This window comes from Sulfurospirillum sp. MES (genome assembly GCF_000789415.1).
In the GTDB taxonomy this organism is placed as follows: domain Bacteria; phylum Campylobacterota; class Campylobacteria; order Campylobacterales; family Sulfurospirillaceae; genus Sulfurospirillum; species Sulfurospirillum cavolei.
Genome location: NZ_JSEC01000001.1, coordinates 324,418 through 347,995 on the forward strand (window position 1 = coordinate 324,418; position 23,578 = coordinate 347,995).

General features: G+C 46.4%; 26 protein-coding genes. 16 read left to right on the forward strand and 10 right to left on the reverse strand.

The annotated features are described in order from the left end of the window. Positions 1-90: 90 nt before the first annotated feature. Both OA34_RS01670 and OA34_RS01675 read right to left on the reverse strand, forming a co-directional pair. On the reverse strand, positions 91-669 hold the full coding sequence (locus tag OA34_RS01670) for a DJ-1/PfpI family protein (RefSeq protein ID WP_197051118.1): 579 nt from the start codon (positions 667-669) through the stop codon (positions 91-93). 88 nt (positions 670-757) lie between these two features. After that, positions 758-2,506: an Aq_1262 family (lipo)protein gene (locus OA34_RS01675; RefSeq protein ID WP_039672096.1), complete on the reverse strand. Its 1,749-nt coding sequence runs from the start codon at positions 2,504-2,506 to the stop codon at positions 758-760. Between the two features lie 161 nt (positions 2,507-2,667). On the opposite strand from OA34_RS01675, the gene OA34_RS01680 reads away from it, so the two are divergent. Next, positions 2,668-4,488, forward strand: coding sequence for a PhoX family protein (locus OA34_RS01680; protein WP_039672097.1), 1,821 nt, complete (start codon positions 2,668-2,670; stop codon positions 4,486-4,488). Between the two features lie 85 nt (positions 4,489-4,573). Beyond that, on the forward strand, positions 4,574-4,936 hold the full coding sequence (locus tag OA34_RS01685; RefSeq protein WP_039672098.1) for a hypothetical protein: 363 nt from the start codon (positions 4,574-4,576) through the stop codon (positions 4,934-4,936). Here the strand turns inward: OA34_RS01685 and OA34_RS01690 are convergent. Beyond that, positions 4,933-5,280 (reverse strand): hypothetical protein, encoded by a 348-nt coding sequence (locus OA34_RS01690; RefSeq protein ID WP_039672100.1) that lies wholly within the window; start codon positions 5,278-5,280, stop codon positions 4,933-4,935. The two genes, OA34_RS01685 and OA34_RS01690, sit on opposite strands and share 4 nt — an antisense overlap. A gap of 137 nt (positions 5,281-5,417) precedes the next feature. Here OA34_RS01690 and OA34_RS01695 point away from each other — a divergent pair, with 137 nt between their 5' ends. Further along, positions 5,418-6,722, forward strand: coding sequence for an EAL domain-containing protein (locus OA34_RS01695; RefSeq protein ID WP_039672101.1), 1,305 nt, complete (start codon positions 5,418-5,420; stop codon positions 6,720-6,722). A gap of 18 nt (positions 6,723-6,740) precedes the next feature. Here the strand turns inward: OA34_RS01695 and OA34_RS01700 are convergent, their stop codons facing one another. Then, positions 6,741-7,070, reverse strand: coding sequence for a hypothetical protein (locus OA34_RS01700; protein ID WP_286682795.1), 330 nt, complete (start codon positions 7,068-7,070; stop codon positions 6,741-6,743). Positions 7,071-7,231: 161 nt separating this feature from the next. Between OA34_RS01700 and OA34_RS01705 the strand changes: the two genes are divergently transcribed. After that, on the forward strand, positions 7,232-7,516 hold the full coding sequence (locus OA34_RS01705) for a nucleotidyltransferase family protein (protein WP_039672102.1): 285 nt from the start codon (positions 7,232-7,234) through the stop codon (positions 7,514-7,516). Next, entirely contained in the window at positions 7,509-7,934 is a 426-nt protein-coding gene (locus OA34_RS01710) for a HepT-like ribonuclease domain-containing protein (RefSeq protein ID WP_286682796.1), read from the forward strand. Before OA34_RS01705 ends, OA34_RS01710 begins: the two co-directional genes overlap by 8 nt. 122 nt (positions 7,935-8,056) lie before the next feature. On the opposite strand, the gene trxC is transcribed toward OA34_RS01710, so the two are convergent. Next, positions 8,057-8,479, reverse strand: a complete 423-nt coding sequence (gene trxC, locus OA34_RS01715; RefSeq protein ID WP_039672103.1) for a thioredoxin TrxC — start codon at positions 8,477-8,479, stop codon at positions 8,057-8,059. 3 nt (positions 8,480-8,482) lie between these two features. Next, positions 8,483-9,319, reverse strand: a complete 837-nt coding sequence (locus OA34_RS01720) for a DUF4392 domain-containing protein (protein WP_039672104.1) — start codon at positions 9,317-9,319, stop codon at positions 8,483-8,485. A gap of 237 nt (positions 9,320-9,556) precedes the next feature. Between OA34_RS01720 and OA34_RS01725 the strand changes: the two genes are divergently transcribed. Continuing rightward, positions 9,557-10,345 (forward strand): putative hydro-lyase, encoded by a 789-nt coding sequence (locus OA34_RS01725; protein WP_286682797.1) that lies wholly within the window; start codon positions 9,557-9,559, stop codon positions 10,343-10,345. On the opposite strand, the gene OA34_RS01730 is transcribed toward OA34_RS01725, so the two are convergent. Then, a complete protein-coding gene (locus OA34_RS01730; protein WP_286682798.1) occupies positions 10,346-11,239 on the reverse strand; it encodes a polysaccharide deacetylase family protein in 894 nt (297 codons plus the stop codon). It lies immediately after the preceding gene. Positions 11,240-11,383: 144 nt separating this feature from the next. Here OA34_RS01730 and OA34_RS01735 point away from each other — a divergent pair, with 144 nt between their 5' ends. Together OA34_RS01735 and OA34_RS01740 are read left to right on the forward strand one after the other, a co-directional pair. After that, a complete protein-coding gene (locus OA34_RS01735) occupies positions 11,384-11,632 on the forward strand; it encodes a hypothetical protein (RefSeq protein ID WP_039672106.1) in 249 nt (82 codons plus the stop codon). Beyond that, positions 11,633-12,058 (forward strand): ester cyclase, encoded by a 426-nt coding sequence (locus tag OA34_RS01740; protein ID WP_039672107.1) that lies wholly within the window; start codon positions 11,633-11,635, stop codon positions 12,056-12,058. It begins immediately after the preceding gene. Here OA34_RS01740 and OA34_RS01745 read toward each other — a convergent pair. From OA34_RS01745 to OA34_RS01755, 3 genes are read right to left on the reverse strand one after another with little or no spacing between them, the layout of a single operon-like run. After that, positions 12,036-12,947 carry a DMT family transporter gene (locus OA34_RS01745; RefSeq protein ID WP_286682799.1) on the reverse strand — a complete coding sequence of 304 codons (912 nt, stop codon included), beginning with the start codon at positions 12,945-12,947 and terminating at the stop codon, positions 12,036-12,038. The genes OA34_RS01740 and OA34_RS01745 overlap by 23 nt on opposite strands. Continuing rightward, a complete protein-coding gene (locus tag OA34_RS01750; RefSeq protein WP_039672108.1) occupies positions 12,907-13,131 on the reverse strand; it encodes a VF530 family protein in 225 nt (74 codons plus the stop codon). Before OA34_RS01750 ends, OA34_RS01745 begins: the two co-directional genes overlap by 41 nt. Positions 13,132-13,186: 55 nt before the next feature. After that, entirely contained in the window at positions 13,187-13,939 is a 753-nt protein-coding gene (locus tag OA34_RS01755) for an SDR family oxidoreductase (protein WP_039672109.1), read from the reverse strand. Positions 13,940-14,212: 273 nt separating this feature from the next. On the opposite strand from OA34_RS01755, the gene OA34_RS01760 reads away from it, so the two are divergent. The 8 genes from OA34_RS01760 to OA34_RS01795 all read left to right on the forward strand — a co-directional run bounded on the left by OA34_RS01760 (position 14,213) and on the right by OA34_RS01795 (position 23,527). After that, entirely contained in the window at positions 14,213-14,437 is a 225-nt protein-coding gene (locus OA34_RS01760) for a hypothetical protein (protein WP_039672110.1), read from the forward strand. Further along, positions 14,430-15,086, forward strand: coding sequence for a hypothetical protein (locus OA34_RS01765; protein WP_039672111.1), 657 nt, complete (start codon positions 14,430-14,432; stop codon positions 15,084-15,086). The genes OA34_RS01760 and OA34_RS01765 overlap by 8 nt, the downstream gene beginning before the upstream one ends. Positions 15,087-15,153: 67 nt before the next feature. Then, the gene (locus OA34_RS01770; RefSeq protein WP_039672112.1) at positions 15,154-16,281 is read left to right on the forward strand and encodes a branched-chain amino acid ABC transporter substrate-binding protein; all 1,128 of its coding nucleotides are present in this window, start codon (positions 15,154-15,156) and stop codon (positions 16,279-16,281) included. A 157-nt stretch (positions 16,282-16,438) separates the two neighbouring features. Continuing rightward, on the forward strand, positions 16,439-17,341 hold the full coding sequence (locus tag OA34_RS01775; RefSeq protein WP_039672113.1) for a branched-chain amino acid ABC transporter permease: 903 nt from the start codon (positions 16,439-16,441) through the stop codon (positions 17,339-17,341). Continuing rightward, on the forward strand, positions 17,338-18,288 hold the full coding sequence (locus tag OA34_RS01780) for a branched-chain amino acid ABC transporter permease (RefSeq protein WP_039672114.1): 951 nt from the start codon (positions 17,338-17,340) through the stop codon (positions 18,286-18,288). The genes OA34_RS01775 and OA34_RS01780 overlap by 4 nt, the downstream gene beginning before the upstream one ends. Then, a complete protein-coding gene (locus tag OA34_RS01785) occupies positions 18,285-19,067 on the forward strand; it encodes an ABC transporter ATP-binding protein (protein ID WP_039672115.1) in 783 nt (260 codons plus the stop codon). The genes OA34_RS01780 and OA34_RS01785 overlap by 4 nt, the downstream gene beginning before the upstream one ends. Beyond that, positions 19,060-19,776, forward strand: a complete 717-nt coding sequence (locus tag OA34_RS01790; RefSeq protein WP_039672116.1) for an ABC transporter ATP-binding protein — start codon at positions 19,060-19,062, stop codon at positions 19,774-19,776. Before OA34_RS01785 ends, OA34_RS01790 begins: the two co-directional genes overlap by 8 nt. A 154-nt stretch (positions 19,777-19,930) precedes the next feature. Further along, positions 19,931-23,527, forward strand: coding sequence for a bifunctional proline dehydrogenase/L-glutamate gamma-semialdehyde dehydrogenase (locus OA34_RS01795; protein WP_286682800.1), 3,597 nt, complete (start codon positions 19,931-19,933; stop codon positions 23,525-23,527). Positions 23,528-23,578 lie beyond the last annotated feature (51 nt).

The following is a 23,578-nucleotide window of genomic DNA, read 5'->3' on the forward strand; positions in this document are numbered from 1 at the left end:
CCGGTTTTCTCCTTTTATCGTTACTTTCAAGACGTTTCAACGTCGTTGTGTAAGAAAAGAGACGCTCTTCTCTTTTCTTACATGTAAAGATTACAAGGTGATTTTTGTACCTAAAACCTCTAAAAATTTGGCGATCCATTGCGGATGGGCGGGCCAAGCGGGTGCTGTGACGAGATTGCCGTCGACCGCGGCTTCGGTTACTTCGATAGACGCGTATGTTCCGCCCGCTTTGGTGACTTCGGGAGCGCATGCGGGATACGCCGAGCAGCTTTTTCCGCCCAAAACGTCGGCGGCGGCTAAGAGTTGCGCACCGTGGCAGATCGCGGCGATGGGTTTATGGGCGGTTGCGAAGTGACGTACGCACTCTAAGACTTTTGGATCGAGCCTTAAGTATTCGGGTGCTCTGCCTCCCGGAATGACCAAAGCGTCAAAATCGGCGGCATGGATCGCATCAAACGTACCGTTGAGCGTAAAGTTGTGACCGGGTTTTTCGCTGTAGGTTTGGTCTCCCTCAAAATCATGCACGGCGGTACGTACGAATTCGCCCGCTTTTTTGTTAGGGCAAACGGCGGTAACGTGATGACCTACGGCCGCAAGCGCTTGGAAAGGCACCATAATCTCGTAATCCTCTACGAAATCTCCGACGATAAACAAAATCTTCTTTGCCATGATGTCTCCTTTAAAGTGGTGGTGTTTAGATTATAACCGATTTTTATCAATGAAAAGATTTTATTTGACGTTTAATCAAAAATAACCTTTAGTGTTCTATTTTTTCAAGGTGCGTCATTTGTTTGGATTTTACTTCCCGATGCACGTTGGTTACGGGTGTGACATGTGCGTCTCGACCGTAGCGAAAACTTTGCTCTTCGACAATGATTTTGTAAGCTTTATCGAGCGTTAGCGCACGAGGGAGAGAGGGTAAAAGTAGGTACGATATATCGTTTTGCAGGCGTTTGATCGCCTCTTTTTTGAGCTTCCAAAATGCGTCTAGGCGCACGTCTTGGTTTTCGAGTTTGGCCAGCAACTCTTTTTGAACGTTCGCTTCGTCTTTTTCCCATCCTTGAACGAAAAACTTCTCCATAATCTCACGATTGTCTCTAAATTCGTCGCCGGCGTTGTTGTTTTTGAGGTAGCGGACGTACTCGCTTTCGCCGTTAGGTAGTATTCGATCGCGAATATTTTTAAATCCTTTTTGGCTCCAATGGTACCACCCGTTTTGATACGTTCCTTTTTCGAATTTTCGTTGAAACACAAAGGTACTATCGGCAATCGCTCCGATATTGCTATGGCATCCCATGCAAAAAAGCGTCTCTTCATAACTTTGCGGGCGTAGTTCGCCTCGGGCATCTTCGATGAAACCTTGATAGTACCAACCGAGTTTATTGTTCAGACCCGTTTCGATGTTCCCGACGTATTTGTCGACGTTATCGGGGGAGCTTTCTTTCTCTTTGACCTCTTCCATTCCGGCGTTTGAGAGCTGAAAATAAGGATACCAAAAGAGTTTTTTGGCGTAGCGAAGCTCTTTCATGCGGGGAGCTAAGACGATATCGCCTTTGGGATTGACGTCGATATAGCGAACGGAGTGGAGAAATTCCGTGTTTTTCGGGTAAAGCCCCGGCGCGATGAGGTAGTCGTTGGACTCCAATAGGGCTTTGGCTTTTCCGACGTAACTCATGCTGAAGTTTGAGAGTTTCATCGCGGTAGCGTCGTACATCGGTTGTTCCCAATGAAAGACGATTTCACGTGCGGTATCGAGAATGCCGTTTTGGTTCAAATCGACGCCGTAACGTCTTTCGTCTACGGGGTCGATTGCAAGGCTTTTTTGTTTGATTAACGCTTCGACGATCAAAAGATTGAGCGTGTAAACTTCTTTATTAAACCTTCCGTTTTCGTCTTGCCGAAAAGGCGAATCGAGACGAATCATTACGTCGTCGGTACTACCGTTTGTAGGCCAAAACGTTCCTAAAAAAGGGTAATAGGCAAAAGCCCTCCAACCCGTGTACGCACCGCTTGGATCTTTATCGAAACCTTCGCGATCGAACGTAAAATAACAATCGGGAATATACCCGTCCCAAACGCCGTTATCGTCGGCGTCCCAAGCCGAAGGGAGATGCGTGAGCTTTTCTTGCAAAATGATTTGACCGTTTCTTCGGTAGTTGTCCTCCCTGACGTAGCGCAAGATTTCCGCATCGGTGATGTTATGCACCGCCTCGCTTCGGTCTAAAAAGAGATTGGTCCACGGGTTTTTCAGTGCGGAAGAGGGAAAGTCGTAAGCCAGTTGCAAATCGTCGTCGTAAAGCGTGTAATTGGGAATTTTATTTTTAATATGGCAGCTAAAACAGGGGTTGTGCAGAATGTTTTTAGTGTGTTCGTCCTCGGTTTTCGTGTAACACTGGCTCGTAATATACGCCGTTTCGTTGACAAGGTGCGTGTTTTTTAGATCGACCTCGTCGGCAGTCAGTAGAAGTGCGCAAAAAGTGCTTAAAAAAAGAGATGGTTTTAGCATCGTGTCGCTCTTGTGTTGGGATGGCTTCATTATAAAGTGCAAGGGTTTCGATTTGATTACGTCTTTGAGACTGTAAAATGTCACACGTTTGTAATAGAGCCGTAATGAATTGATTTTAAGATTACGCAGTAGACTTTAATTACGATTGAAAGGAAAAAACTATGGCTTACACCGTTTTAAAAAGCGTTACCGGTGCGGCGTTGCTCGGCTTGGTTTTCACGGCCTGTAGCACGACTCAACCCTCCGTCTCGTCGCAATCCTTGAACGATGTTGCGTTCAAATCCGTCGACGCACCGATTAGCGATGCGCAAAAAAGGCAAATCCTAACCTCCGAAGAGGTGACGATTAACGGCAAAAGTTATAAAATCGGTTGGCATACGATTGCTCGAACAGGTCAAGTTTTACCGAGTTTAGACGGCAAAACAACCGAGATTTTCGGTCAAATCAAAAATGAAGCGGGCGTGCCGATCAACCACAAAGATGGAAGTCCTTTTGTCTGTAAAACGAGTAAAGACGGTTCAGGCCCCGATCATACGACCTTGCATGAACGCAACGGACAATTGTACGCGATTACCCAATTTGAATGCGGACCGGGCGCGATGTACATTTCCAGACTCGAAAAAACGGCTGACGGTGGGTTAAAAGCCGTTGCAACCAGCCCTATTTCCCAAGCAGATTATTACGGCGGTTGGGTTCACTGTGCAGGTATGAAAACGCCGTGGGGAAGCCATCTCGGTAGCGAAGAGTATGAACCTAACGCGAGAGCTTTAGCTAAAGACGAATACTACTTTAACTTCACGCTCTACTTTAAAGAAGGCGAAAAAGCACTCAATCCTTACTACTGGGGTTGGATGCCCGAAGTGACCATCACCAGCGACAAAGGCGACACGAAATACGTCAAGCACTATGCGATGGGACGCTTTGCGCATGAGTTAGGTTACGTTATGCCCGATGAAAAAACCGTCTACCTAACCGATGACGGCGTGAACGGCGCACTGTTTATGTTTATTGCCGATCAGCCCAAAGATCTTAGTGCCGGAACGCTTTATTCGGCAAAGTTGGAACAAAAAAGCGATCGTAACGGAGGTGCTTTTAACCTCACGTGGATCAATCTCGGACATGCAAGCGACGCCCAAATCAGAAGTTACGTCGATAAAAAGCTCTCCATCGACGCTATGTTTGAAGTCGCCAAAGACATGAACGGCAAATGTCCGGCGGATTTTCGTTCCGTCAATACTTCATGGGGTTTTGAATGTTTGAAACTCAAAGAAGGTATGGAAATAGCCGCTTCACGCCTCGAAGCGCGACGTTACGCGGCATACCTCGGTGCGACGACGGAGTTCAATAAAAAAGAGGGTATTACGTTCAATCCAAAAACCAATCAGCTCTATATCGCGATTAGCCGCGTACTTTACGGGATGGAAGACTACAAAAAAAGCGGTGAAGCGAGCGATAAGTACGACCAAGGCGGCGGAAATCACATCAAACTTCCGCGTAACGACTGCGGCGGGGTTTACCGTTTAGATATTGCCTCCGGACAAAAAGACGTAAACGGTACGCCGCTTGCGAGTGCGATGGTCGCGACGACTTTTGTCGGCGAAGTAATGGGCGAAATGAAGACGTATCCTAAGGGGAGCGATTACGAGGGCAACAAATGCTCCGTCGACGCGATTGCCGAGCCGGACAATCTGACGTTTATCAAAAACTCCAACCTTCTCATTATCGGAGAAGATACGAATCTACGCCAAATCGATTACATGTGGGCGTATAACGTTGAGACGAAGAAGTTGACGCGTATTTTCACGACCCCTTACGGTTCTGAAACGACCTCTCCGTTTTGGTACCCTAACATCGGCGGTAACGCTTATTTGACCGCGGTCGTGCAACATCCTTACGGCGAGAGCGATAAAGATAAAAAAAGCTCGCCGCAAGACATTGAGTCGTGGGTCGGCGTCGTAGGGCCGTTCCCGGCGTTTGAATAAGATCCGAAGCCTCGGGGAGTCGTTTCCCTGAGGCTTGAAAAGGTATGTTTTTTGCTTGCTTTTAACGAAGAACAAGGAGCACATCATGGACAGCCGACTTTTCGAGATTGACCCGTACGCGGGTGCAAGTTATGCACTTTACACTTCCGTCAAAGGCGAAGATGCAAGCTTTGAAGACTTTTTATTGCACTACGATTCGACGGGTGCGAACAAAGGCGATAACGCGTGGCTAAGCCGTCTTGCGGTCGAAAAAACGACGCAGGCTTTCAGTACTCCTGAAGTTTGGGAAGCCATGCATGCATTGGGCATAAGCGGACTTGATTTTGGTACGTCTACGACCTATTTCGATTCACAAGTGTATGCGGCAAAAATGCAACTGATGGAAGCGTTTAGCAAACGTGACGATTACGCTCAAATGAAACCGCTTTTACAACAACTGCTCTCTTAACGGCAAACGTAAGCGATCATATCCGATTCGATCGTTCTAAGCGGAGGCGCGATCCAAGGAGAAGGATTGTCGGTATTGATGTCGCGTACGGATTTGACACTTTTCCCGAGCAAACGAATCACTTTTCCCGCGCAATTGATCTCGACGATACCGTAGTCAAACGAGCTTGCGCCCACGCGTTTATAAATCACTTGAAAATTAGTAGCTTTCTTGCTTTCTTCAAGTACGTAATATTTATAAATATCTTGATACGCCGTTCTGGGCACTTCGACTTCTTTCGTTCTAGGCGCGGCATAGGCGTTAAAGAGGAAGAAAACCGTCATCATTAGACATAAACGTTTCATAGTTTTTCCTTGATGTTTTTAGCAATGATTCTAGCAAAACCTTTCGTAAAATACGATAGCAAAACGACACGCTTTAAATTTCTCTCTTTTTCGGTACAATTATAAGCGAATCTCAAAAAATGCCATAAGGTCATGTGATGAATAGGGACGTATCGAGCGCAACGGCGTTGCAAGACAAAGTCAAACTTCTCAGTCGCGAGCTTCACGTTGTGCAGCAGAGCCTTATCGAGCAATTTTACATCGACCCTTTGACGCGTCTTCCCAATTTGTACCAATTGCGACACGATCTTGAAGAGGCGACGCGCTTTACGCTAATCATCGCAAATATTGATAATTTCAAGCTTTTAAACGATTTTTACGGTTTTGTCGTGGGCGATTTTATCTTGGAGTCGTTTGCAAAAACACTGAAAAGCGAGCTAGGCGATACGCGCGTTTACCGCATCGCCGGAGACGAATTTGCGATCTTGCTTTCGGAAAAAATGAATTTTTACACGCTGAAAGCCTACGTTAGCCAATTGTGTAAAAAACTGACGCACATCAAGTATGCGTACGCACAAACGGAAATTTACGTCGATTCGACTTTATCTTCCAGCGCAAGCGAGAGCAACGACGATATTTTTTCCAAAGTCAGCATGGCGCAAAAGTTTGCGAAAAAGAAACAACTCAAATACTGGATTTTCGAAGACTCGATGCCGTTTGCGCAAGAGTATGAAAATAACCTCAAATACGCGACCAAAGTGCGCAAAGCCATCGTTGATTGCTCGGGCATCGTTCCTTATTTTCAGCCGATTATCGACAACGAAACGGGCGTCGTGGTCAAGTTCGAGTCGCTTTCGCGTATGATTGATGAAGAGGGCATTATTCACACGCCGCACAACTTCATTCCCGTTGCCAAAATGATCAAAGTTTACGACAAAATTACGACGACGATTATCGAAAAAACCTTTGAGATTTTCGAGCACAATAGTTATGACTTTAGCATTAACCTCTCGTTTGAAGACATCGTCAATCAAGACATTTACGATTTTATTATTCAAAAACTTCACGATTCTCGTATGGGAGAGCGTTTGACCTTCGAACTTTTAGAATCGGAAAGAGTGAACGATTATAATAAAGTCGTCCATTTTTTCAACGAGATCAAACGCTACGGTGCCAAAGTCGCCATCGACGATTTTGGAAGCGGGTTTTCCAACTTTTCGTACATCATCAAACTCAATCCCGATTTTATCAAGATCGACGGAAGCCTCATCAAAGACATCGACAAAGACAAAAATGCCCAAATCGTCGTCGAAACCATCGTCGCGTTTTCCAAAAAAATGGGCATTAAAACGGTCGCGGAGTTTGTGCACTCTAGCACGGTTCTCTCCACCGTCAAACAGCTCGGCATCGACTATTCGCAAGGCTATTTCATCGATATGCCGTCCCCTCAAATCAACCCGTAAAATCGTGACATGTAAGCCCTAAGCGACCTCGCTATCCCATACAATACTCACGCCGTATTCGGGATCGGTGATGACGTATTTGAAATACTCTCCCGTGCCTTTTCGCCCGTGCAACCGCACCGCAATTTGCCCCTCTTTTAAAAGCTGTTTCATCTCATACTCGCTCAAACTGCGTTTGTTCCAGCGCAAAAAGGTGTTCGAGTAGACCCGAAACCGACACGTTGCCTCGCTGCTAAACACATAATCATCGTTGATGTCCCGCTCTTTTTTCGCATGCTCACACGCATAAAGGTTGACCTTTTGACCTTGAATCGTTAGCTTTTGAGAGAGACTACCGTACCCCCGCAATACGGACACTTGCCAAGAACCATGACGCACCTCAGTTTTGATTTATGAGAGTATGGTAGCAAAGTGGGAGTTGAGGGGTTGAAAATATTTCAGAATGAAAGATAATGCACAAAAAACTCTTTTTTTGATACAATAGAAGCACTAAAAAGAGGAAGTGGCATATGACCAAAGAGTTGATTTTAGACTATCTCAAAACGCACAAACCTTTCTTACAAGAGCAGTTTAATGTCAAAAAAATAGGGCTTTTTGGAAGTTACGCCAAAGAGCAACAAACCCCACAAAGCGACATCGACATCATCGTCGATATGCCCTCAAGTTTTGACAACTACTATGCGCTTAAAGAACTTCTCGAAAAAGAGTTGGGAGCGAAAGTCGATTTGGGACTTGAAAAGTCCATTCGCAATCTCATCAAAGAGAAAATCGCCCACGAAGTACTCTATGTCTAACCGCGATATAAGCCTTTACATCGTCGATATTTTCATTGCTATCGACAAAATTTCCCGCTTTACATGTAAGATTCAAAACGGAGCTGAACTGCTCTCTCATGAAATGGCATGGGATGCGTGCATTAGAGAGCTTGAGATCATCGGCGAAGCCACCAAAATGCTCTTAAATAGAGGACTTCTTAAAAGTGAATACCGTCGCATCGTCGACTTTCGTAACCAAATCAATCATGGCTATTTCGGTATTGATGAAGAGATCGTTTGGGAAGTAATCGCGCATAAATTACCTGAATATCAAAAAGAGTTAATTTTTCTTGTTACGACAGAAAAGATTATGCTTGAAAACGCCATCGCACACGCTAAAGTAGAGAATGTGAAGAACGAGCAGGTTTTGAGATTTTTAACGAATTTTGAAGTTTAGGATATAAAATAGAACTTGCAGAGATCAAGAAAAAATTGGCAGAGCCTTTAAACACAACATTTTGAATAGCCTTTTTGTCTGTCCGTAATTCTTACATGTAAGCAACTAGGCTTACATGTAAATTACAAAAACCTCTCCACAAAAGCGTCCAAATCTTCATCGCTCATGGCTCCGCTCACGCGCTCAACTTCCACGCCGTCTTTAAAAACGATCAATGTCGGAATCGAGCGGATTTTGAAGCGAGAAGCTAAGAACTGTTCGGCTTCGGTGTCGACTTTGGCGAATAAAATGCGAAGCGGATAGGCGCGGGCGGCTTGTTGGAACGTGGGGGCGAAGGCTTTGCACGGTCCGCACCACGGCGCCCAAAAGTCGACGATGACGGGTACGTCGGTACTTTCCAAAATCGCATCGATCGTATCGCTTGAGAGGGCGATGGGATGAGGGTCGAGCAAACTCTCTTTGCATTTGCCGCAATTGGCTTTTTTATAGACTTCGAGTTTGGGAACGTTGTTGGTTGCCAAGCAGTTGGGACAGATGACTTTCATCGTTTATCCTTTCGTAGCGTACTCTTTGAGTGCTTGAAGTATTTGGGGTTCTATCGACCATTCTTTACCGTCTACGGACATGGTCGATTCACGCTTGATGCCGTCCACCGAGCCTTTTGAAACGATAAATGCAAGGTAATTTTCAACCTCTTCAAAGCTAGGTAAAACGTTTACATGTAAGACTTTTTCAAGCTCGGCGATAAAGCCGTATCCGCCCCAGTTGGAGACCGAAGCAATCATCGGGTAGTCGCAAGCAATGACGCAATAGTCGTAAAAAAATTCTTTGTTTTGGAGCACTTCGGCGAAGCTTCCCATACCGATTTCGTTACCGCCGTCGCCGATACCGAAACTAGGAGCGGTTTTTGAGCCCAGTTTGAAGAGTTCGTCTACGGGTGCGGTAAACTCCTTGATATCGACGCCGCGCGCGTTGAGGTACTGACCCTCTTTGTTTTGTCCGCAACGTTCGATCGCAAAATGGCATACGGGTTTGTAGGTGTTGAGCAAGAGTTCGTATTGCTCTTTAAAAAGTCCCTCAAGAGGGATGTAGAGCGTTTTAAATTCAAAAAAGTAGTCTTCGCAAAAGTGGTCGGTAATGATGACGGGCGTGAAACCCAACGTCTGAAACGTCTTTGCGAGAAAATAAGCACCTATGGGCCCGTCCGTTTCGGCGAAGCCCGCAACGTAAAATCCCGTGTAAATAAAAACGACCCCTTTATCGAGTTTCACAAAAGCTTCAACGGCTTTTTGCGTGTGTGCTTGGGGAAATTGCGCTTGAATCTTATCCATATGGCGAGTGGAGTGTTGAAGCGTAATCGCCTCAATCGAAGAAAATGCGTTCATAAAAACCTTTTTATTTTCAAAATCTTGTCGTGAAAAATTGTACCTAAAAATTGGGTACAATGCGATTAATCAATAGCGTTCTTATAGAACTTTAGGGCAAAACGTCAAAGCCTCGTTAACACCGAGTCGTCCTTGGCGCGATGCCCATGCACCTTGAGTGCTTTTTCTTCGTGAAAAACGAGTTTGACGAGAAGTTTGATGCAAAGCCTTTGACGCATTGCGCGTTTGAGGGCAAATTTGTCGGAAAGAAGGAAAGCGATGACTCCTAAAGAATTACGTGCCAAAATCGCAAAAGGCGAATTTTCAAGACCTACGGCGGGCGAATGTCCGGGATACATTCAGATGAATATGGTGGCGTTACCGAGACAGTACGCCGAAGGCTTTGAAGCGTTTGCCAAGGCAAACTCAAAAGCGATTCCCGTTTTGGAGATCGTCAAAGAAGGGCATCATACCAAGATTTTAGCCGACCGTGCCGATCTTTTAACCGAGATTCCCAAGTACAATATTTTACGTGAGGGCGTTTTGGTCGAAACGGTGAAGGACATTACGCCTTATTATACGCCCGATCTGGTTTTTTTTCTGATCGGATGCAGCTTTTCGTTCGAGACGGCGCTCATCGAAAACGGTATGCCGCTTCGTCACGTCGACATGCAAAAAAACGTTGCTATGTACAACACCAACGTTCGGCTGACGCCGGTTGAGGGGTTTGAGGGAGAAATGGTCGTGAGCATGCGCCCGATCAAGCGTGAAAAGGTCGCCGACGCCTATGAAGCGACGGGGCATTTTCCGCAAATGCACGGTGCGCCCATTCACTCGGGAACGCCGGAAAGTATCGGCATCGGCGATATTACCCGTCCCGATTACGGCGATCCTATCGAGATTAAAGAGGGCGAAGTTCCGCTTTTTTGGCCTTGCGGCGTGACGCCCCAAAACGTGATTACGAAGATGAAACTGCCGTTTGCGATTACGCACGCGCCGGGTCATATGTTCGTGACCGACCGCAAAGACAGCGAATACTACGAATAATTAAGGCACAAACGCTTCTTCGATCGCTTGAAAGCGATAACGTTTCAGCAGATCGGGAAGCATGTGTTCTAACATGTCGATTCCCAAAGGTTCGTTTTTATTGCCGTGAATCAAGATCAAACTTCCGTTTTCGGGGCGTTGGTTTTTCGCGATCCACGCATCGGCGGAGAGCGGAATCAAAAAGTAGTGCTCACGCAATGCCCGCATCAAGCGTTCATCGGCAATGAGACCGGGAAAACGGAAAAAAACCGAAGGCGTTACGCCTTTTTCGATCACGCGTTGTTCGACGTTTAAAATCTCGGCTTGAACGTCGGTACCTTGATGCAGCATAAAGTTTTTTCGATCCGGTAAAGCTCGATCGTAAAAATGCGTATGCGTGTGATTAACCCACGTGATGCTAAGATCTGGGTTGTTACGCAGTGCCTCAAACTCCGCTTCGTGATGCTCCAACCACGCCGAACTGATCGCTACGGCGATCGGTGTTTTGCCGTTTTGCCGCGTTAGCGTACGAAGAAACTCGCTTTCGTAGCCTTTTTTGGACGAAGGGCATAAATCCATCGTCAAAAACAGCGTTGCATCGAGTCTCCTCGACGCATGATCGATACCGCCTTTTTGCCAAAGTGCCGTAGCGGCGTTCAGGGTTTGTGCAAAAGGCGTTTGGGCTAAAGCGCGAGGAGCAATCGGCTCTAGCATACTTTCGTCCAAGCTCATAAGCCGTGTTTGTAGGGTTTGGGTATTGAGCGTGAGGTAACGTATGCGATCGTTTTGCTCGAAACGACGAATAACCAAAAAAAGGGTTTTGTCTTTCCAAAATTGCCGCGCATCAAGCGTGTAGTTCTCCAGCGCGAAGAGATGAAGTCCCGCGCACAGTACAAGAAAAATCGTTTTGAGCATGTTCGAATCCTTTCAAAAGAATTTTAGCTATTTTTTGAAAAAAAATGATTATAATTTCGTACCTGTATGACACGGCGGTGTTTGAGCTTTCAGACCAAATTGGAAACTTAAGCGATAAGTTCAATGTTTTGACGAGAATAGAGTATGACGGCTAACGAAGCAGTTTTAGAAATGCGTTACAGCGGAATTCCCGAAGAAGATATTGAGGCGATTCTTGATGCATGCAAGAAAAAGGGGATTACCCCGCAAAATATAGACCAAGAACTTGAAAAGCGAGGCTTGGATAAAGTCTTCGAATTTGAGTACGATGCAAGCGAAAGTTGGTATGACCAAAATTCTGCCGCTTCCCATAAAGCACCTGCGAAACAAGGGCTTGAAAAGGATAAGAAATAGATGGCAAAGCAGATACGACAGTTGGTTGAAGAGTATTACGACGTGCTCTGGAACGAGAAAAAACTCGATCAAGCGCACCGCTTTTTCGACCCTTCGTTTAATTTTAGAGGTTCTTTAGGGATGCGTGTGGATAGCATCAACGGTTTTTGCGATTATGCGAAAATGCTTTTTAGCGCATTTCCCAATTTGTACCATGTCATCGAAGACATCGTCGTTGAGGGCGATAAAGCCGCAGTGAGACTCGTGTATACGGGAACGCACTCGGGTAAGCTTTTCGGGTTTGAACCCACGGGCAATCGTATTCGGTATTCGGGCGCGTGCTTTTTTAAATTTGAAAACGAAAAGATCGTCGATGCCTGGGTTTTGGGCGACTTAAACGCACTCTACGGACAAATTAACATCGCTAATTCGAACGCAAACGCATAGCGTCTTGATGCGCTTTGAGCGAGTGCAGTACGAGCGTGATTAAAATAATCACGCCTCCGATCAACGTATTGGGATGCGGTTTTTCGTCGATGAAACACCACACCCAAACGGGGGCTAATACCGGCTCGATAATCGTTAAAAGTGCTACTTCCACGGACGGAAGCACTTTCGTTCCCGTGCCGATAAACGCGCGGGATAAAGGTGTTAGCACGCCTCCCATAAAGACGATAATGCTCAACGAATAGGTATCGGGCAGAACGATAGGCGCGCTTAAGAGTGCTAAAAACGACGCCATGAGCGTGCCTGTCCCAAAACACGCCAAGCGGTTCACCTCTTTGTCCCTCTCCAAGATAAACAGCATCGAAATAAACGCAAAAACGCATCCGAAAGCGTAAAGATTTCCCTCCATATTGCCTAATCCCAAGTCGTTAAACAGAATAATAAACAGACCGACAAAGACAAAAAAGATTGCAACAAACGTACGAAGCGGCGTTTTAGTGCGAAACAAGAGAAACGAAAAGAGCGCGCTGATCAACGGACCGGTACTCAAAATAAAAACTGCACTTGCGACGCTGGTATGTTTGATGGCGAGGATAAACAAAAAATTGCTAAGCGCGATGCAAAACGCGCACGCCAGAATCGAAACGACATGTCGGCGATACAGAGCAAAAATCGCCGTTTTGTACTGAAAAAGTAAAACGGTATTGAGGCTTAGAAACATACAAAGACCGAAATAAAACGTGAAATTTTGTGCGCTCACGTGCGTCATTTTGATCAGCGGCGATTCAAAGCTCATCAAAAACATACCCAAAGAGGTAATCCAAAATGCTTTCGTATACGACATCGTGTTACCGGGAAGTTTTGCGAAAATCGAGGTAGAGCTTTTCAAGTTTAGCTCTTGCCCACGGCGTTTTACGGAAAAATTTAAGGCTTGAAGCAATGCTTGGATTGTCGTGAAAACAGTTGACGCGCATCATCTCATCCAGTTTTTCCCAGCCGTAGTGCGATTGGAGCTCTTTAAGCATCGCTTCTAGGGTGATGCCGTGTAAAGGGTTGTTCGGGTGTTGATTCATGGGTTCCTCAAAGAATGACATGTAAGGTTTTGAGGCTTACATGTCACGATATCCATTAGCGTCGTTCGACGAAAAGTCCGCCGCAGCTTTGCATCGTCGGCATAATTTCGATGCGGTTGACGTTGACGTGCGGCGGCAAGTGCGCCAAGGTAAAGATCGTATCGGCGATGTCTTCCTTATCGAGTGCTTTCGTTCCTTCGTAGACTTTTTTGGCTTTGGTTGTGTCGCCTTTGAATCGCACGTCGGAAAATTCCGTTTCGGAAAATCCCGGTTCGATATTGGTCACGCGTACGTTGGTGCCGCGAAGATCGGTGCGTAGGTTGAGTGAAAATTGTTTTACGAACGCTTTGGTCGCTCCGTAAACGTTTCCGCCTTCATACGGCCAGTTTCCGGCGATGGAACCGAGATTGAAGATGTAACCGCTTTTGCGCTCGACCATAATCGGCAAAACGGCACGTGTCACGTAAAGTAACCCTTTGATATTCGTATCGACCATCGTCTCCCAATCTTCGATATCGACTTCGTTCGCGTGCCCGAGTCCCAAGGCAAGTCCTGCGTTATTGACGAGAATATCGATGTTTTTATACGCTTCGGGCAAGGAAGCGATGGCGTCGAAAACCGCTTGTTTATCGCGGACGTCAAAGCAGATCGGTAAAATGTCGCATGTGGGAAATTTGGCTTTGAAAGCATCTAACCGTTCACGCCTACGTCCCGTAATAATCACTTTATAGCCCGAAACGGCAAATTTTTCGGCGGTTGCTTCGCCGAACCCCGAAGTTGCTCCCGTAATTAAAACGACTTTTGACATGTACGTCCTTTCTCAAAAAAGATAAGCGTATTATAATCTTTCAAGCCATAATGATACCTTTGGTAACTCTTTAAAAAAACCGTTCGTCGGTTCGTTTATTCTAAATATAGCCTTAAAATAGCCGTTTTGGACGTTAAAATTCAACCAAATCATACATAATGTATAAAATTTCATCATCCGAAATTGACGCAATATTCCAAAAATATATTAAGATTTTCGTGTCGGTTGAAAGGTACTACTTTTAGTATTCCAAAATTTTACTAAAGGACGCACGTGGCAAAACAGAAGCTCGGACGAGACGTCATTCAAAGCGTGATCGAAAAGCATCAAACCAAAAAACGCGAAATTGCGCAACTGACGATTAAGATCGATGCCAATTTGGACAATGCTTTGGGAAAACTTGCCAATGCGCTCAACATCTCCAAAAATCGCTTGATCGAAGATATTCTAACCGAAAGCGGCATCGTGCAAGAGGTCGAGGAGAATTATTATGAGTAACTTTCCAAGCCAAGAGCGCGTCGTTCAAGCCGTCTTAGAGGGTATTACGCAAGCGGAGAAAAATTTTTTATTTTGGACGAATAACCGTTTGAGCCTCTCCAGCGGTCCTCAAAAAATCCTCTGTATTCACGTCGCACAAGCACTCGGCTTAATCGAAAACGCCCCCGAAGTCTTTATCGATGCGAGCGTTTCGGATATTTTACGCTGTTCGCTTCCCAATCGTAAAGCGTTTAAAACGTTTATGGAAAAAAACGCGCTTTCTCAAGGAGCGTTTAGCATTACGCTCGATGAACGTTTCGTTCACCACAACCACAACGATTCGATTTCACGCGTGATTATGACGCTTAAAAACGGCGTGTGTAACGCAAAAGCCGAGTATACTTTCGAAATCGAGCGTTTGTGCAAGATGCTTCAGCGCAAAAGTAAAAACGAATCGCTGCTTGATTACGGTATTTTTGCGTTTTATGCGGATATTTCGACGCAAGCGCGTAAAAAACTTGCCAAGCGTATTCCCGAAATCGTGCACAGTTTCGATGAAGTCGTCAACCGTTTTCCTTCACTTTCGTCAAATTTTTACGCCACGCCGATTACGCAAGTGGAAGAACTCGGAGAGTGGGCGGCGGGCTGTTACGTCATTTTTCCGAAGTAGAAACGAGTTTTGAACGCTTACATGTAAGCCTTTAAAAGTCGTTTCAAAATTTTTAAAAGGAGAAGGGATGAAGAAAATGTTACCAAAAATTGCCGCTTCGCTAGCGGTTTGTTCTATTTTAGCCGGTGCGAGCGTTGCCGCAGACGTTATTAAAATCGGGGTTCAAGCACCGATTACGGGATCGTACGCCAGCGAGGGACAAAGTATCGATAATGGCGTTAAATTGATCGTTGAGCAATACAATGCCAAAGGCGGCATACTCGGTAAAAAAATCGAAGTCGTAACATGTGACGATCAAGGTACGGCGCAACAAGCGGCGATTTGTGCTAAAAAATTGGTCAACGAAGGCGTGAAAGCGGTCATCGGTTCTTACACTTCGGGAGCGACCGAAGCGGCGCAAACGACCTATTTTAGAGCCGGTGTTCTTCAAACCAGCGACGGTACGAGCGACTCGTTGATCGCGCATAAATATTGGACGTTTTTTAGAAATTCCTTCCCCAACAGTGCGGAAGCCGATTTTACGGCAAAATATTTCGTTGACGGTAAACAGTACAAAAAAATCGTCGTTCTCTCCGATTATTCAAGCTATTCGACCGACTTAGGCGATGCGACGATTAAAGCGTTAAAAGCGAAAAACGCCAACATCGTTTACGAAGGAAAAATCAAATCCGGCACGCAAAATTTCACCGCCACGCTAACCAAAATCAAAGCGATGGAACCGGACGTCATCTACTTTAGCGGTTACTATACCGACGGCGGATTGCTAAGGGCGCAACAACAACAACTCGGTATTAAAGCCGATTTCGTCGGCGGCGACTCGAACGACAACCCCGATTTTATGAAACTAGCGGGAGAGAGTGCGAAAGGAACGTTTATGATTAACGTGCCGACTCCGGACATTTTACCTTACGACATCGCTAAAACGTTTTTAGTCGATTACAAAGCCAAGTATAACGCGATGCCCGCTTCGATTTGGTCTTTGATGAACGTGGACGGCTTGCGCGCGATTTTACATGCGATGGAACAAACCAAATCCGAAGATACCAAAGTGGTTGCCGAAGCAATGCATAAACTCAAAGATTTCCCCGGCATCACGGGTCCTGTGACGTTTAGAGAAGACGGCGAGCGTATCGGCGGCGGTTATATGACCTATGAAGTTCAAGCGGACAAAAGCTATAAAATCGTTTACCAATAAAAAGGTAACATGTAAAAACAGGCTTGTCGCGTCATGCTTTTCAAGCACGCCGATGCAGGGTTTTTTCGATTAAACCTTGCATTTTCGGCACTTTTGCTTCGTGCAAACGCGTGTTTTGTACGAAGTTTCATACTGTGAAAAGGATAGAGTAACGTCCATGGATATTTTTCTTCAACAAATGGTCAACGGTTTAACGATCGGAAGCTTATACGCTTTAGTCGCTTTAGGGTATACGATGGTTTACGGGGTGATGCGTCTCATCAACTTCGCTCACGGAGACCTCGTCGCCTTTTCGGCTTTTGTCGGTTTGAGCGTTTACGGTTCGCTCTTTTCGGAAGGAACGACGTCGCTTTTAGCGGTGGTGTCGGTATTTCTTTTAAGCGCGTTGGTCGTCGCGTTCGTAGGCGTTTTACTCGAACGCTTGGCGTATCGGCCTTTGCGAACGGCTCCGAGGCTGAGTGCCGTCGTTTCGGCGCTCGGTGCGGGTTTAGTGATCCAAAATTCCGTGATGTTGATTTGGGGACCTAATATGAAGATTTTCCCGACCGACTTTTTCCCCTCGACGCTTTGGAGCATAGGCGGAATCGTCATCACGTTTACGCAGGTGATGATTTTGAGCCTCTCCTCGGTTTTAATGGTCGGACTGTACTTCTTTATCAATCAAACTAAAATCGGAACGGCGATTCGTGCGGTTGCTATCGATCAGGACGCGGCTAAATTGATGGGAATTAACGTCAATCGTATCGTTATGATTATTTTCATCATCGGCTCGGCACTCGGTGCGGTTGCGGGACTTTTTATCGGAGCGTATTATCGCGGCATTACTTTCGATATGGGATGGATGTACGGACTCAATGCGTTTGTCGCCGCGATTATGGGCGGCATCGGCAATATTCCCGGAGCTATGCTCGGAGGTCTTTTGTTGGGACTCTTTAACGCCATGATTACCGGCTACATCTCGACACAGTGGGCGGAGACGTTTACCTTTGTTTTGTTGATCGTTATTTTGGTTTTTAGACCGACCGGAATCCTCGGCGAAAAAGTAGCGGAGAAAGTATGATGAATAAAACCAGTCTGATCGCTCTTTTACTTTTAGGGTTCGCGGGTTTGTATCCGCTGTTTGTCGATTCGGCGTGGTTAGCCGTCGGAACGACCTTTTTGGTGTTCGCCTGCGTCGCATTTTCGCAAGATATTATCTTAGGACGGGCGGGCGTTTTTCACATGGGACACGCCATGTTTTTCGGTTTGGGTGCGTATACGACCGCGATTTTGAACGTGCAGTTCGGATGGGCGATTTTAGCGACGTGGATTCCCTCGGTTGTGATTCCGATGGCATGCGCGTTTGCCTTGGTTGCGCCGATTATTCATCTCAGAGGCGATTATCTTTTGGTCGCGACGATCGGATTTAACATCATTTTTATTCAAATCTTGGAAAACGACGTTTTCGGGTTGACCGGAGGTCCAAACGGACTGTTTGGAATCGACGTGGTGCGCGTTTTCGGTTACGACTTTTCAAGTCAAATTCACATGTACTATATGGCGTTTATTTTGCTCGGTATCACACTGTTTATTATGCGGAGTCTGGATCGCAGTAAGTTCGGACGCGCGATGTTTTACATTCACAAAGACGATATTGCGGCGCAAAGTATGGGAATCAGTTTGCGCTATTATAAATTGTACGCATTTATCTTGGGTGCGGGCATTGCGGGGGCTGCGGGGAGTATGTTTTCCGTGCAGTATTCCGCGGTTAGCCCCGAAGCCTTTAACGTGACGCAGTCGATTATGTTTTTTACGATCGTATTGGTCGGAGGTTCGGCATCGTTGCCCGGCGTTTTAATCGGAACGTTCGTGATGTTTGTTTTGCCCGAGGTATTCAGGGAATTTGAAACGGCACGCTATTTGGTGTTCGGCGTCGCGATGATTTTAACGATGATTTTGAGACCTCGAGGTATTTGGCCGGTGAAATTCGGCAATATTCCAAGCTTCCTTAAAAAGGGGGCGAAATGAGCGAGTATCTTTTAGAAATTAAAAACGTCAGCAAACTTTTTTCCGGTCTCGTGGCAATCGACAACCTTTCGATGAAAGTGAAAAAAGGGCAGATTTACGGCATTATCGGACCCAACGGAGCAGGTAAAACCACGTTGTTTAACTGTATTACGGGTATTTATACGCCCGAAATCGGACAGATTTTATGGAAAGGCAAAGACATTAAGGGCATCAGTCCGTATAAAATTGCGGGATTGGGCATTTTACGTACGTTTCAGACGATTCGGCTCTTTTCCGAAATGAGCGTTGCGGAGAATATTATGTCCGGACGCCACATCAAATCCAAACAACGCTGGTACAACGGCATCATTCCTACACCCGCGTATTTTAAAGACGAAAAATACCAATGGACGAAAGTGGGCGAGTTGATGGAGTTTTTCAATCTATCGCTCTATGCGACCACGCCCGCGGGCGATTTGTCGTACGGTATTCAACGACGTATCGAGATGGCGCGCGCTTTGGCGGCTGAGCCTGAACTTCTGATTTTGGACGAACCCGCCGCCGGACTCAACGAAAACGAGACGATCGAGTTGACCGAGATGATACGTAAAATTCAGGCAATGGGCGTGACGATCATGATGATCGAGCACGATATGGAGATGGTGATGAGCCTTAGCGAGTACATCACGGTGATCAACTTCGGTGCGAAAATCAGCGAAGGCGTCCCCTCTTTCGTGCAAGCCGATCCGAAAGTCGTCGAAGCGTACATCGGAAGCGACGAGGAGGACGAAGATGCGTGATATGCTTCTTGAAGTGAAAGACTTACATGTCAATTACGGTGCGATTGCCGCGATTAAAGGTATCGATCTTCACGTCGCGCGAGGCGAAGTCGTAACGATTTTAGGCGCGAACGGTGCCGGAAAAACGACCACGCTCCGAACGATCAGCGGCTTGCTTAAAGCCGCTTCGGGAAGCATCGTTTTTGACGGAAGGGAACTGAGCAAACTCCAAGCGCACGAAATCGTTGCGTTGGGTATGAGCCATTCGCCCGAGGGCAGGCGCGTTTTTAGTACGCTCAGCGTCGAAGAAAATTTGATGATGGGTGCTTATACGTTGAAAAAATACGATCAAGCGACCTTGGATTGGATTTACGAGATTTTGCCGCGTTTGAAAGAACGACGCAAACAGCTTGCCGGAACGCTAAGCGGCGGCGAGCAACAGATGCTTGCTATCGGTCGGGCGATCATGAGCAAGCCCAAACTTTTAATCTTGGACGAACCGAGTTTAGGGTTGGCTCCCGTTTTGGTCAAAGTGATTTTCAAGGCGATTAAAGCGATTGCTAAAAGCGGCGTGACGGTCTTGCTCGTCGAGCAAAATGCCAAAGCCGCGCTTAAACTTGCCGATCGAGGGTATGTTTTGGAATTAGGAAAGATTACGCATACGGGAAGCAGTGAAGAGCTGCTCAATTCCGAAGTCATTCAAGAAGCATATTTGGGCAAGAAGAAGTAAGGTGTCGTGACCGTCTGCTTTTGGCAGGCGGTTTTTTTTGGCCGATTTTCCTATGGTAAAAAAAGTAGTACAAATAGGAATACTAAAAATAGATTTCATACAAAATGCGTTTTGCAAGCATTAACATCAATTATAAACCGCTAAAGGAGCGAACATGCAACCAGATACCGAAGTGATTCAACGTGCTATTGCCTTGGCAGAGATATGGCAAAACCGAGCAAGCGAGCTTGTCAGTGATTTTGATCGCAATTTTGCCCTCAAGATGAACACGATGCTCAGCCATCCCAAAGACAAAGTTTTTTTAATCGAACTGATGGATCAGAGCTTTCGCAGCGCGAATCCCGCACGCGTGGCCAATCAGATCGAATACTTATTTGACAAATACGGTATGGCGTCGTTTTTTACGACGAGCGAGCGATTTTTAGTCTTTTTATTTTTACATGCGGGTATTTATCTGCCGCAAATTTCCGTACCGCTTTTTGTGAAAAACGTTCGCGAAGATACCAAAACGGTCGTCTTAAAAGGCGAAGACGAGGCGTTGAACGCGCACCTTGAAAAACGACGTGCCGAGGGAACGCGCGTAAATATCAACCTGATCGGCGAAATCGTTTTGGGCGAAGACGAAGCGCAAGAGCGCATTGAAAAATACCTCAAAGTGCTTGAAAATCCCAACGTCGATTATATTTCCATCAAAATCTCGACGATTTTTTCGCAAATCAACGCGCTTTCGTTCGAAGACACGATCGACGAACTGGTGAAACGTTTGAGCCGCATTTATGCGCAAGCAAAAAAATATAGCTTTACCAATGCCAAAGGCGAAAAAGAAAATAAATTTATCAACCTCGATATGGAAGAGTATCGCGATTTGGCGTTAACGTTCTATGCGTTTACCAAAACGCTCGAACAGCCTGAATTTCAAGATTTTTATGCGGGTATCGTCCTTCAGGCGTATTTACCCGATTCGCATTTGTGGCAACAAAAATTGGTCGAATGGGCACGTAAGCGGGTTCAAGCGGGCGGAAAACCCGTGAAGATGCGTTTGGTGAAGGGTGCGAATATGGAAATGGAAGAGACCGAAGCGGCGCTTCGCCATTGGGAGATGGTCACGCATACGAAAAAAATCGACACCGACAGTAACTACAAAATCATGGCGGAGTTTGCTTTACGTCCCGAAAATGCGCCGTTTGTCAATATCGGAATCGCTTCGCACAACCTCTTTGAGCATGCCTACGGATATGAATTGGCGAAACAATACGGTACCGGCGAATACTTTACGATGGAGATGTTGGAGGGTATGAGCGAGTCGGCACGTTTGGCGATTAAGCAAATCAGTCAAGAGATTATTTTGTACGCGCCGACGGCAAAAAAAGAGCAGTTTACCAACGCCATCGGCTATTTGGTGCGCCGTTTGGATGAAAATACGGGCACGGAAAACTTTATTCGTTACTCGTTCGGATTGAAAGTCGGCACTCCCGAATGGGAAGCGCAAAAAGAGCGTTTCATCGCTTCGTTTGAAAATGCCAAACAGGTGTTCATCGGTTCAAAACGTCGCCAAAATCGTTTGGAAGAGCAATGGAACGATTTTAAAGGCGGCAGTTTTTACACCGGAACGTTTCACGGAGAGAGCGATACGGACTTTATCTTAAGCCCCAACAAAGAGTGGGCAAAACAGATTCGAACGCGTTGGATGAAACAAGCAGCCCAGACGCTAGAGACGACACCTGTCGTCGTCGGCGGCGAAGCGTTGTGCGATCGTCCTCTCAACGACGTCATCGATAAATCGCAACTCAAAGAGGGCGTGCTTTGCGGAAGGTACGCTACGGCAACGCCCGAAGATTTAAAACGCGCGGTTGAGGTTGCCGCGCAAGATGCGGACGGTTGGCGAACGCTTAGCCATGCGGCTCGCCATGAGATTTTATGCAAAGTCGCCAATAACGTACGTGCCAGACGCGGCGATTTGATCGGTGTCGCGGCGGCTGAAGTGGGTAAAGTGTTTAGCGAAACCGACGTTGAAGTCAGCGAAGCAATCGACTTTTTAGAGTTTTACCCTCACGCGGTACGTTTTTTTGAATCGTACGAAAACCTCTCTCTTAACGGAAAAGGCGTAGGCGTTATCACGCCTCCGTGGAACTTCCCGATTGCTATTCCCACAGGCGGTATCGTTGCGGCTTTGGCGGCGGGCAATTGCGTTATCGTTAAACCTGCCAGCGCGGCGACTTTGTGCGCGTATGAGTTGTGCCGATGTTTTTGGGATGCGGGAATCAGCCAAAATACGCTTCAATTCGTTCCGTGTTCGGGAGTATTGGCGGGTGAACACCTCGTCAAAAACGCAAAAGTCGATTTCGTGATTTTAACGGGCGGCGAAGAGACGGCGTATGCCATGCTTAAAGACAGACCGAATCTTTTCTTAAGCGCGGAAACGGGCGGGAAAGACGCGACGATCGTTACGGCGATGGCGGATCGCGATCAGGCGATTAAAAACGTGATTCATTCGGCGTTTTCCAACAGCGGTCAAAAGTGTTCCGCAACTTCGCTTTTGGTTTTGGAAGAAGAAGTCTACCATGATCCGCATTTTAAAAAAGGGTTAATCGACGCCGCGAAAAGCTTACATGTAGGTTCCGTTTGGGATTTTAAAAATCGTTTAGGAACGCTTGCCAACCAACCAAGCGGCGCACTCAAACGTGCATTGGAGAGTTTGGAAGCCGGCGAGAGCTGGGCTTTAGCACCCGAATACGTCGAGGGTAATCCTTACATGTTAAAACCTGCGATTAAGTGGGGCGTCAAAGAGGGCAGTTTTTGCCATATGAACGAACTTTTTGGACCGGTACTGTCCGTGATGTGTGCCAAAGACCTTAAACACGCAGTCGATATCGTCAATGCGACGGGATACGGTTTGACTTCGGGGATCGAATCTTTGGATGAAAGGGAAGTGGCGTATTGGAAAGCGCACCTTAAAGCGGGCAATCTTTACGTCAATCGCGGAACAACGGGTGCAATCGTACTTCGCCAACCTTTCGGCGGTATGGGAAAATCCGCAGTAGGTGCGGGACGCAAAGCGGGTGCGTATAACTACGTGACGCTTTTTATGGACGTCGAAGAGGTCGGTACGCCGAAGATCAAAGGTGGACTCAAACACGCATGGAGCGATTTGGTCGGCGAATGGGCTCTCCAAGCCGAACACGGAACGCACGGTGCTTTTAAAGAGACGTTTGAAAAACTCTCTTTCGCTACGGCAAGCTATCTTGAAAATTATGAAGAGGTTTTCGCCAAAGAGGTCGATTTTGCCAAGGTACGAGGTGAAGACAATATCTTTAAATATTTACCCTTACGTAAAGTCGCCCTACGCGTCTGCCAAGAAGATAGCTTATTTGATGTTTTAAGTCGTATCGTAGCGGCGAAAATCGCTCAAGTACCTTTACATGTCAGTATCGCTTCGGAGGCGGAAAACAGTGTGGTTTCATTTATGTATGAAACCAAAGAGCGTTGGCTTGGTGCGCACGATACGCTCATACGCGAAAACGAAGCCGAGTTTGCGCAATGCTTCGCTTCGGTACAAAAGATTTTCTACGCCGATGCGGCACGTATTTCGCCGTTCGTATTTGAAGAAGCGGCAAAAAGTGCCACGTTTATCGTTCGGGAAAAACCGTTGATGGAAGGACGCTTGGAGTTGTTGCATTATTTTATGGAACAAAGTATTTCTCACAGTTACCACCGTTACGGAAATCTCGGTGCACGCGGCATTAAAGAGTGAAAATACCTTAGGGGCGAACCCGCCCCTTTGCGTGACATGTAGCGACAAAAA

Coding starts and splice junctions, on each gene's coding strand:
- OA34_RS01670 (WP_197051118.1), bottom strand. CDS start 669: ATGGCAAAGAAGATTTTGTTTATCGTCGGAGATTTCGTAGAGGATTAC.
- OA34_RS01675 (WP_039672096.1), bottom strand. CDS start 2,506: ATGCTAAAACCATCTCTTTTTTTAAGCACTTTTTGCGCACTTCTACTG.
- OA34_RS01680 (WP_039672097.1), top strand. CDS start 2,668: ATGGCTTACACCGTTTTAAAAAGCGTTACCGGTGCGGCGTTGCTCGGC.
- OA34_RS01685 (WP_039672098.1), top strand. CDS start 4,574: ATGGACAGCCGACTTTTCGAGATTGACCCGTACGCGGGTGCAAGTTAT.
- OA34_RS01690 (WP_039672100.1), bottom strand. CDS start 5,280: ATGAAACGTTTATGTCTAATGATGACGGTTTTCTTCCTCTTTAACGCC.
- OA34_RS01695 (WP_039672101.1), top strand. CDS start 5,418: ATGAATAGGGACGTATCGAGCGCAACGGCGTTGCAAGACAAAGTCAAA.
- OA34_RS01705 (WP_039672102.1), top strand. CDS start 7,232: ATGACCAAAGAGTTGATTTTAGACTATCTCAAAACGCACAAACCTTTC.
- OA34_RS01710 (WP_286682796.1), top strand. CDS start 7,509: ATGTCTAACCGCGATATAAGCCTTTACATCGTCGATATTTTCATTGCT.
- trxC (WP_039672103.1), bottom strand. CDS start 8,479: ATGAAAGTCATCTGTCCCAACTGCTTGGCAACCAACAACGTTCCCAAA.
- OA34_RS01720 (WP_039672104.1), bottom strand. CDS start 9,319: ATGAACGCATTTTCTTCGATTGAGGCGATTACGCTTCAACACTCCACT.
- OA34_RS01730 (WP_286682798.1), bottom strand. CDS start 11,239: ATGCTCAAAACGATTTTTCTTGTACTGTGCGCGGGACTTCATCTCTTC.
- OA34_RS01735 (WP_039672106.1), top strand. CDS start 11,384: ATGACGGCTAACGAAGCAGTTTTAGAAATGCGTTACAGCGGAATTCCC.
- OA34_RS01740 (WP_039672107.1), top strand. CDS start 11,633: ATGGCAAAGCAGATACGACAGTTGGTTGAAGAGTATTACGACGTGCTC.
- OA34_RS01750 (WP_039672108.1), bottom strand. CDS start 13,131: ATGAATCAACACCCGAACAACCCTTTACACGGCATCACCCTAGAAGCG.
- OA34_RS01755 (WP_039672109.1), bottom strand. CDS start 13,939: ATGTCAAAAGTCGTTTTAATTACGGGAGCAACTTCGGGGTTCGGCGAA.
- OA34_RS01765 (WP_039672111.1), top strand. CDS start 14,430: ATGAGTAACTTTCCAAGCCAAGAGCGCGTCGTTCAAGCCGTCTTAGAG.
- OA34_RS01770 (WP_039672112.1), top strand. CDS start 15,154: ATGAAGAAAATGTTACCAAAAATTGCCGCTTCGCTAGCGGTTTGTTCT.
- OA34_RS01775 (WP_039672113.1), top strand. CDS start 16,439: ATGGATATTTTTCTTCAACAAATGGTCAACGGTTTAACGATCGGAAGC.
- OA34_RS01780 (WP_039672114.1), top strand. CDS start 17,338: ATGATGAATAAAACCAGTCTGATCGCTCTTTTACTTTTAGGGTTCGCG.
- OA34_RS01785 (WP_039672115.1), top strand. CDS start 18,285: ATGAGCGAGTATCTTTTAGAAATTAAAAACGTCAGCAAACTTTTTTCC.
- OA34_RS01790 (WP_039672116.1), top strand. CDS start 19,060: ATGCGTGATATGCTTCTTGAAGTGAAAGACTTACATGTCAATTACGGT.
- OA34_RS01795 (WP_286682800.1), top strand. CDS start 19,931: ATGCAACCAGATACCGAAGTGATTCAACGTGCTATTGCCTTGGCAGAG.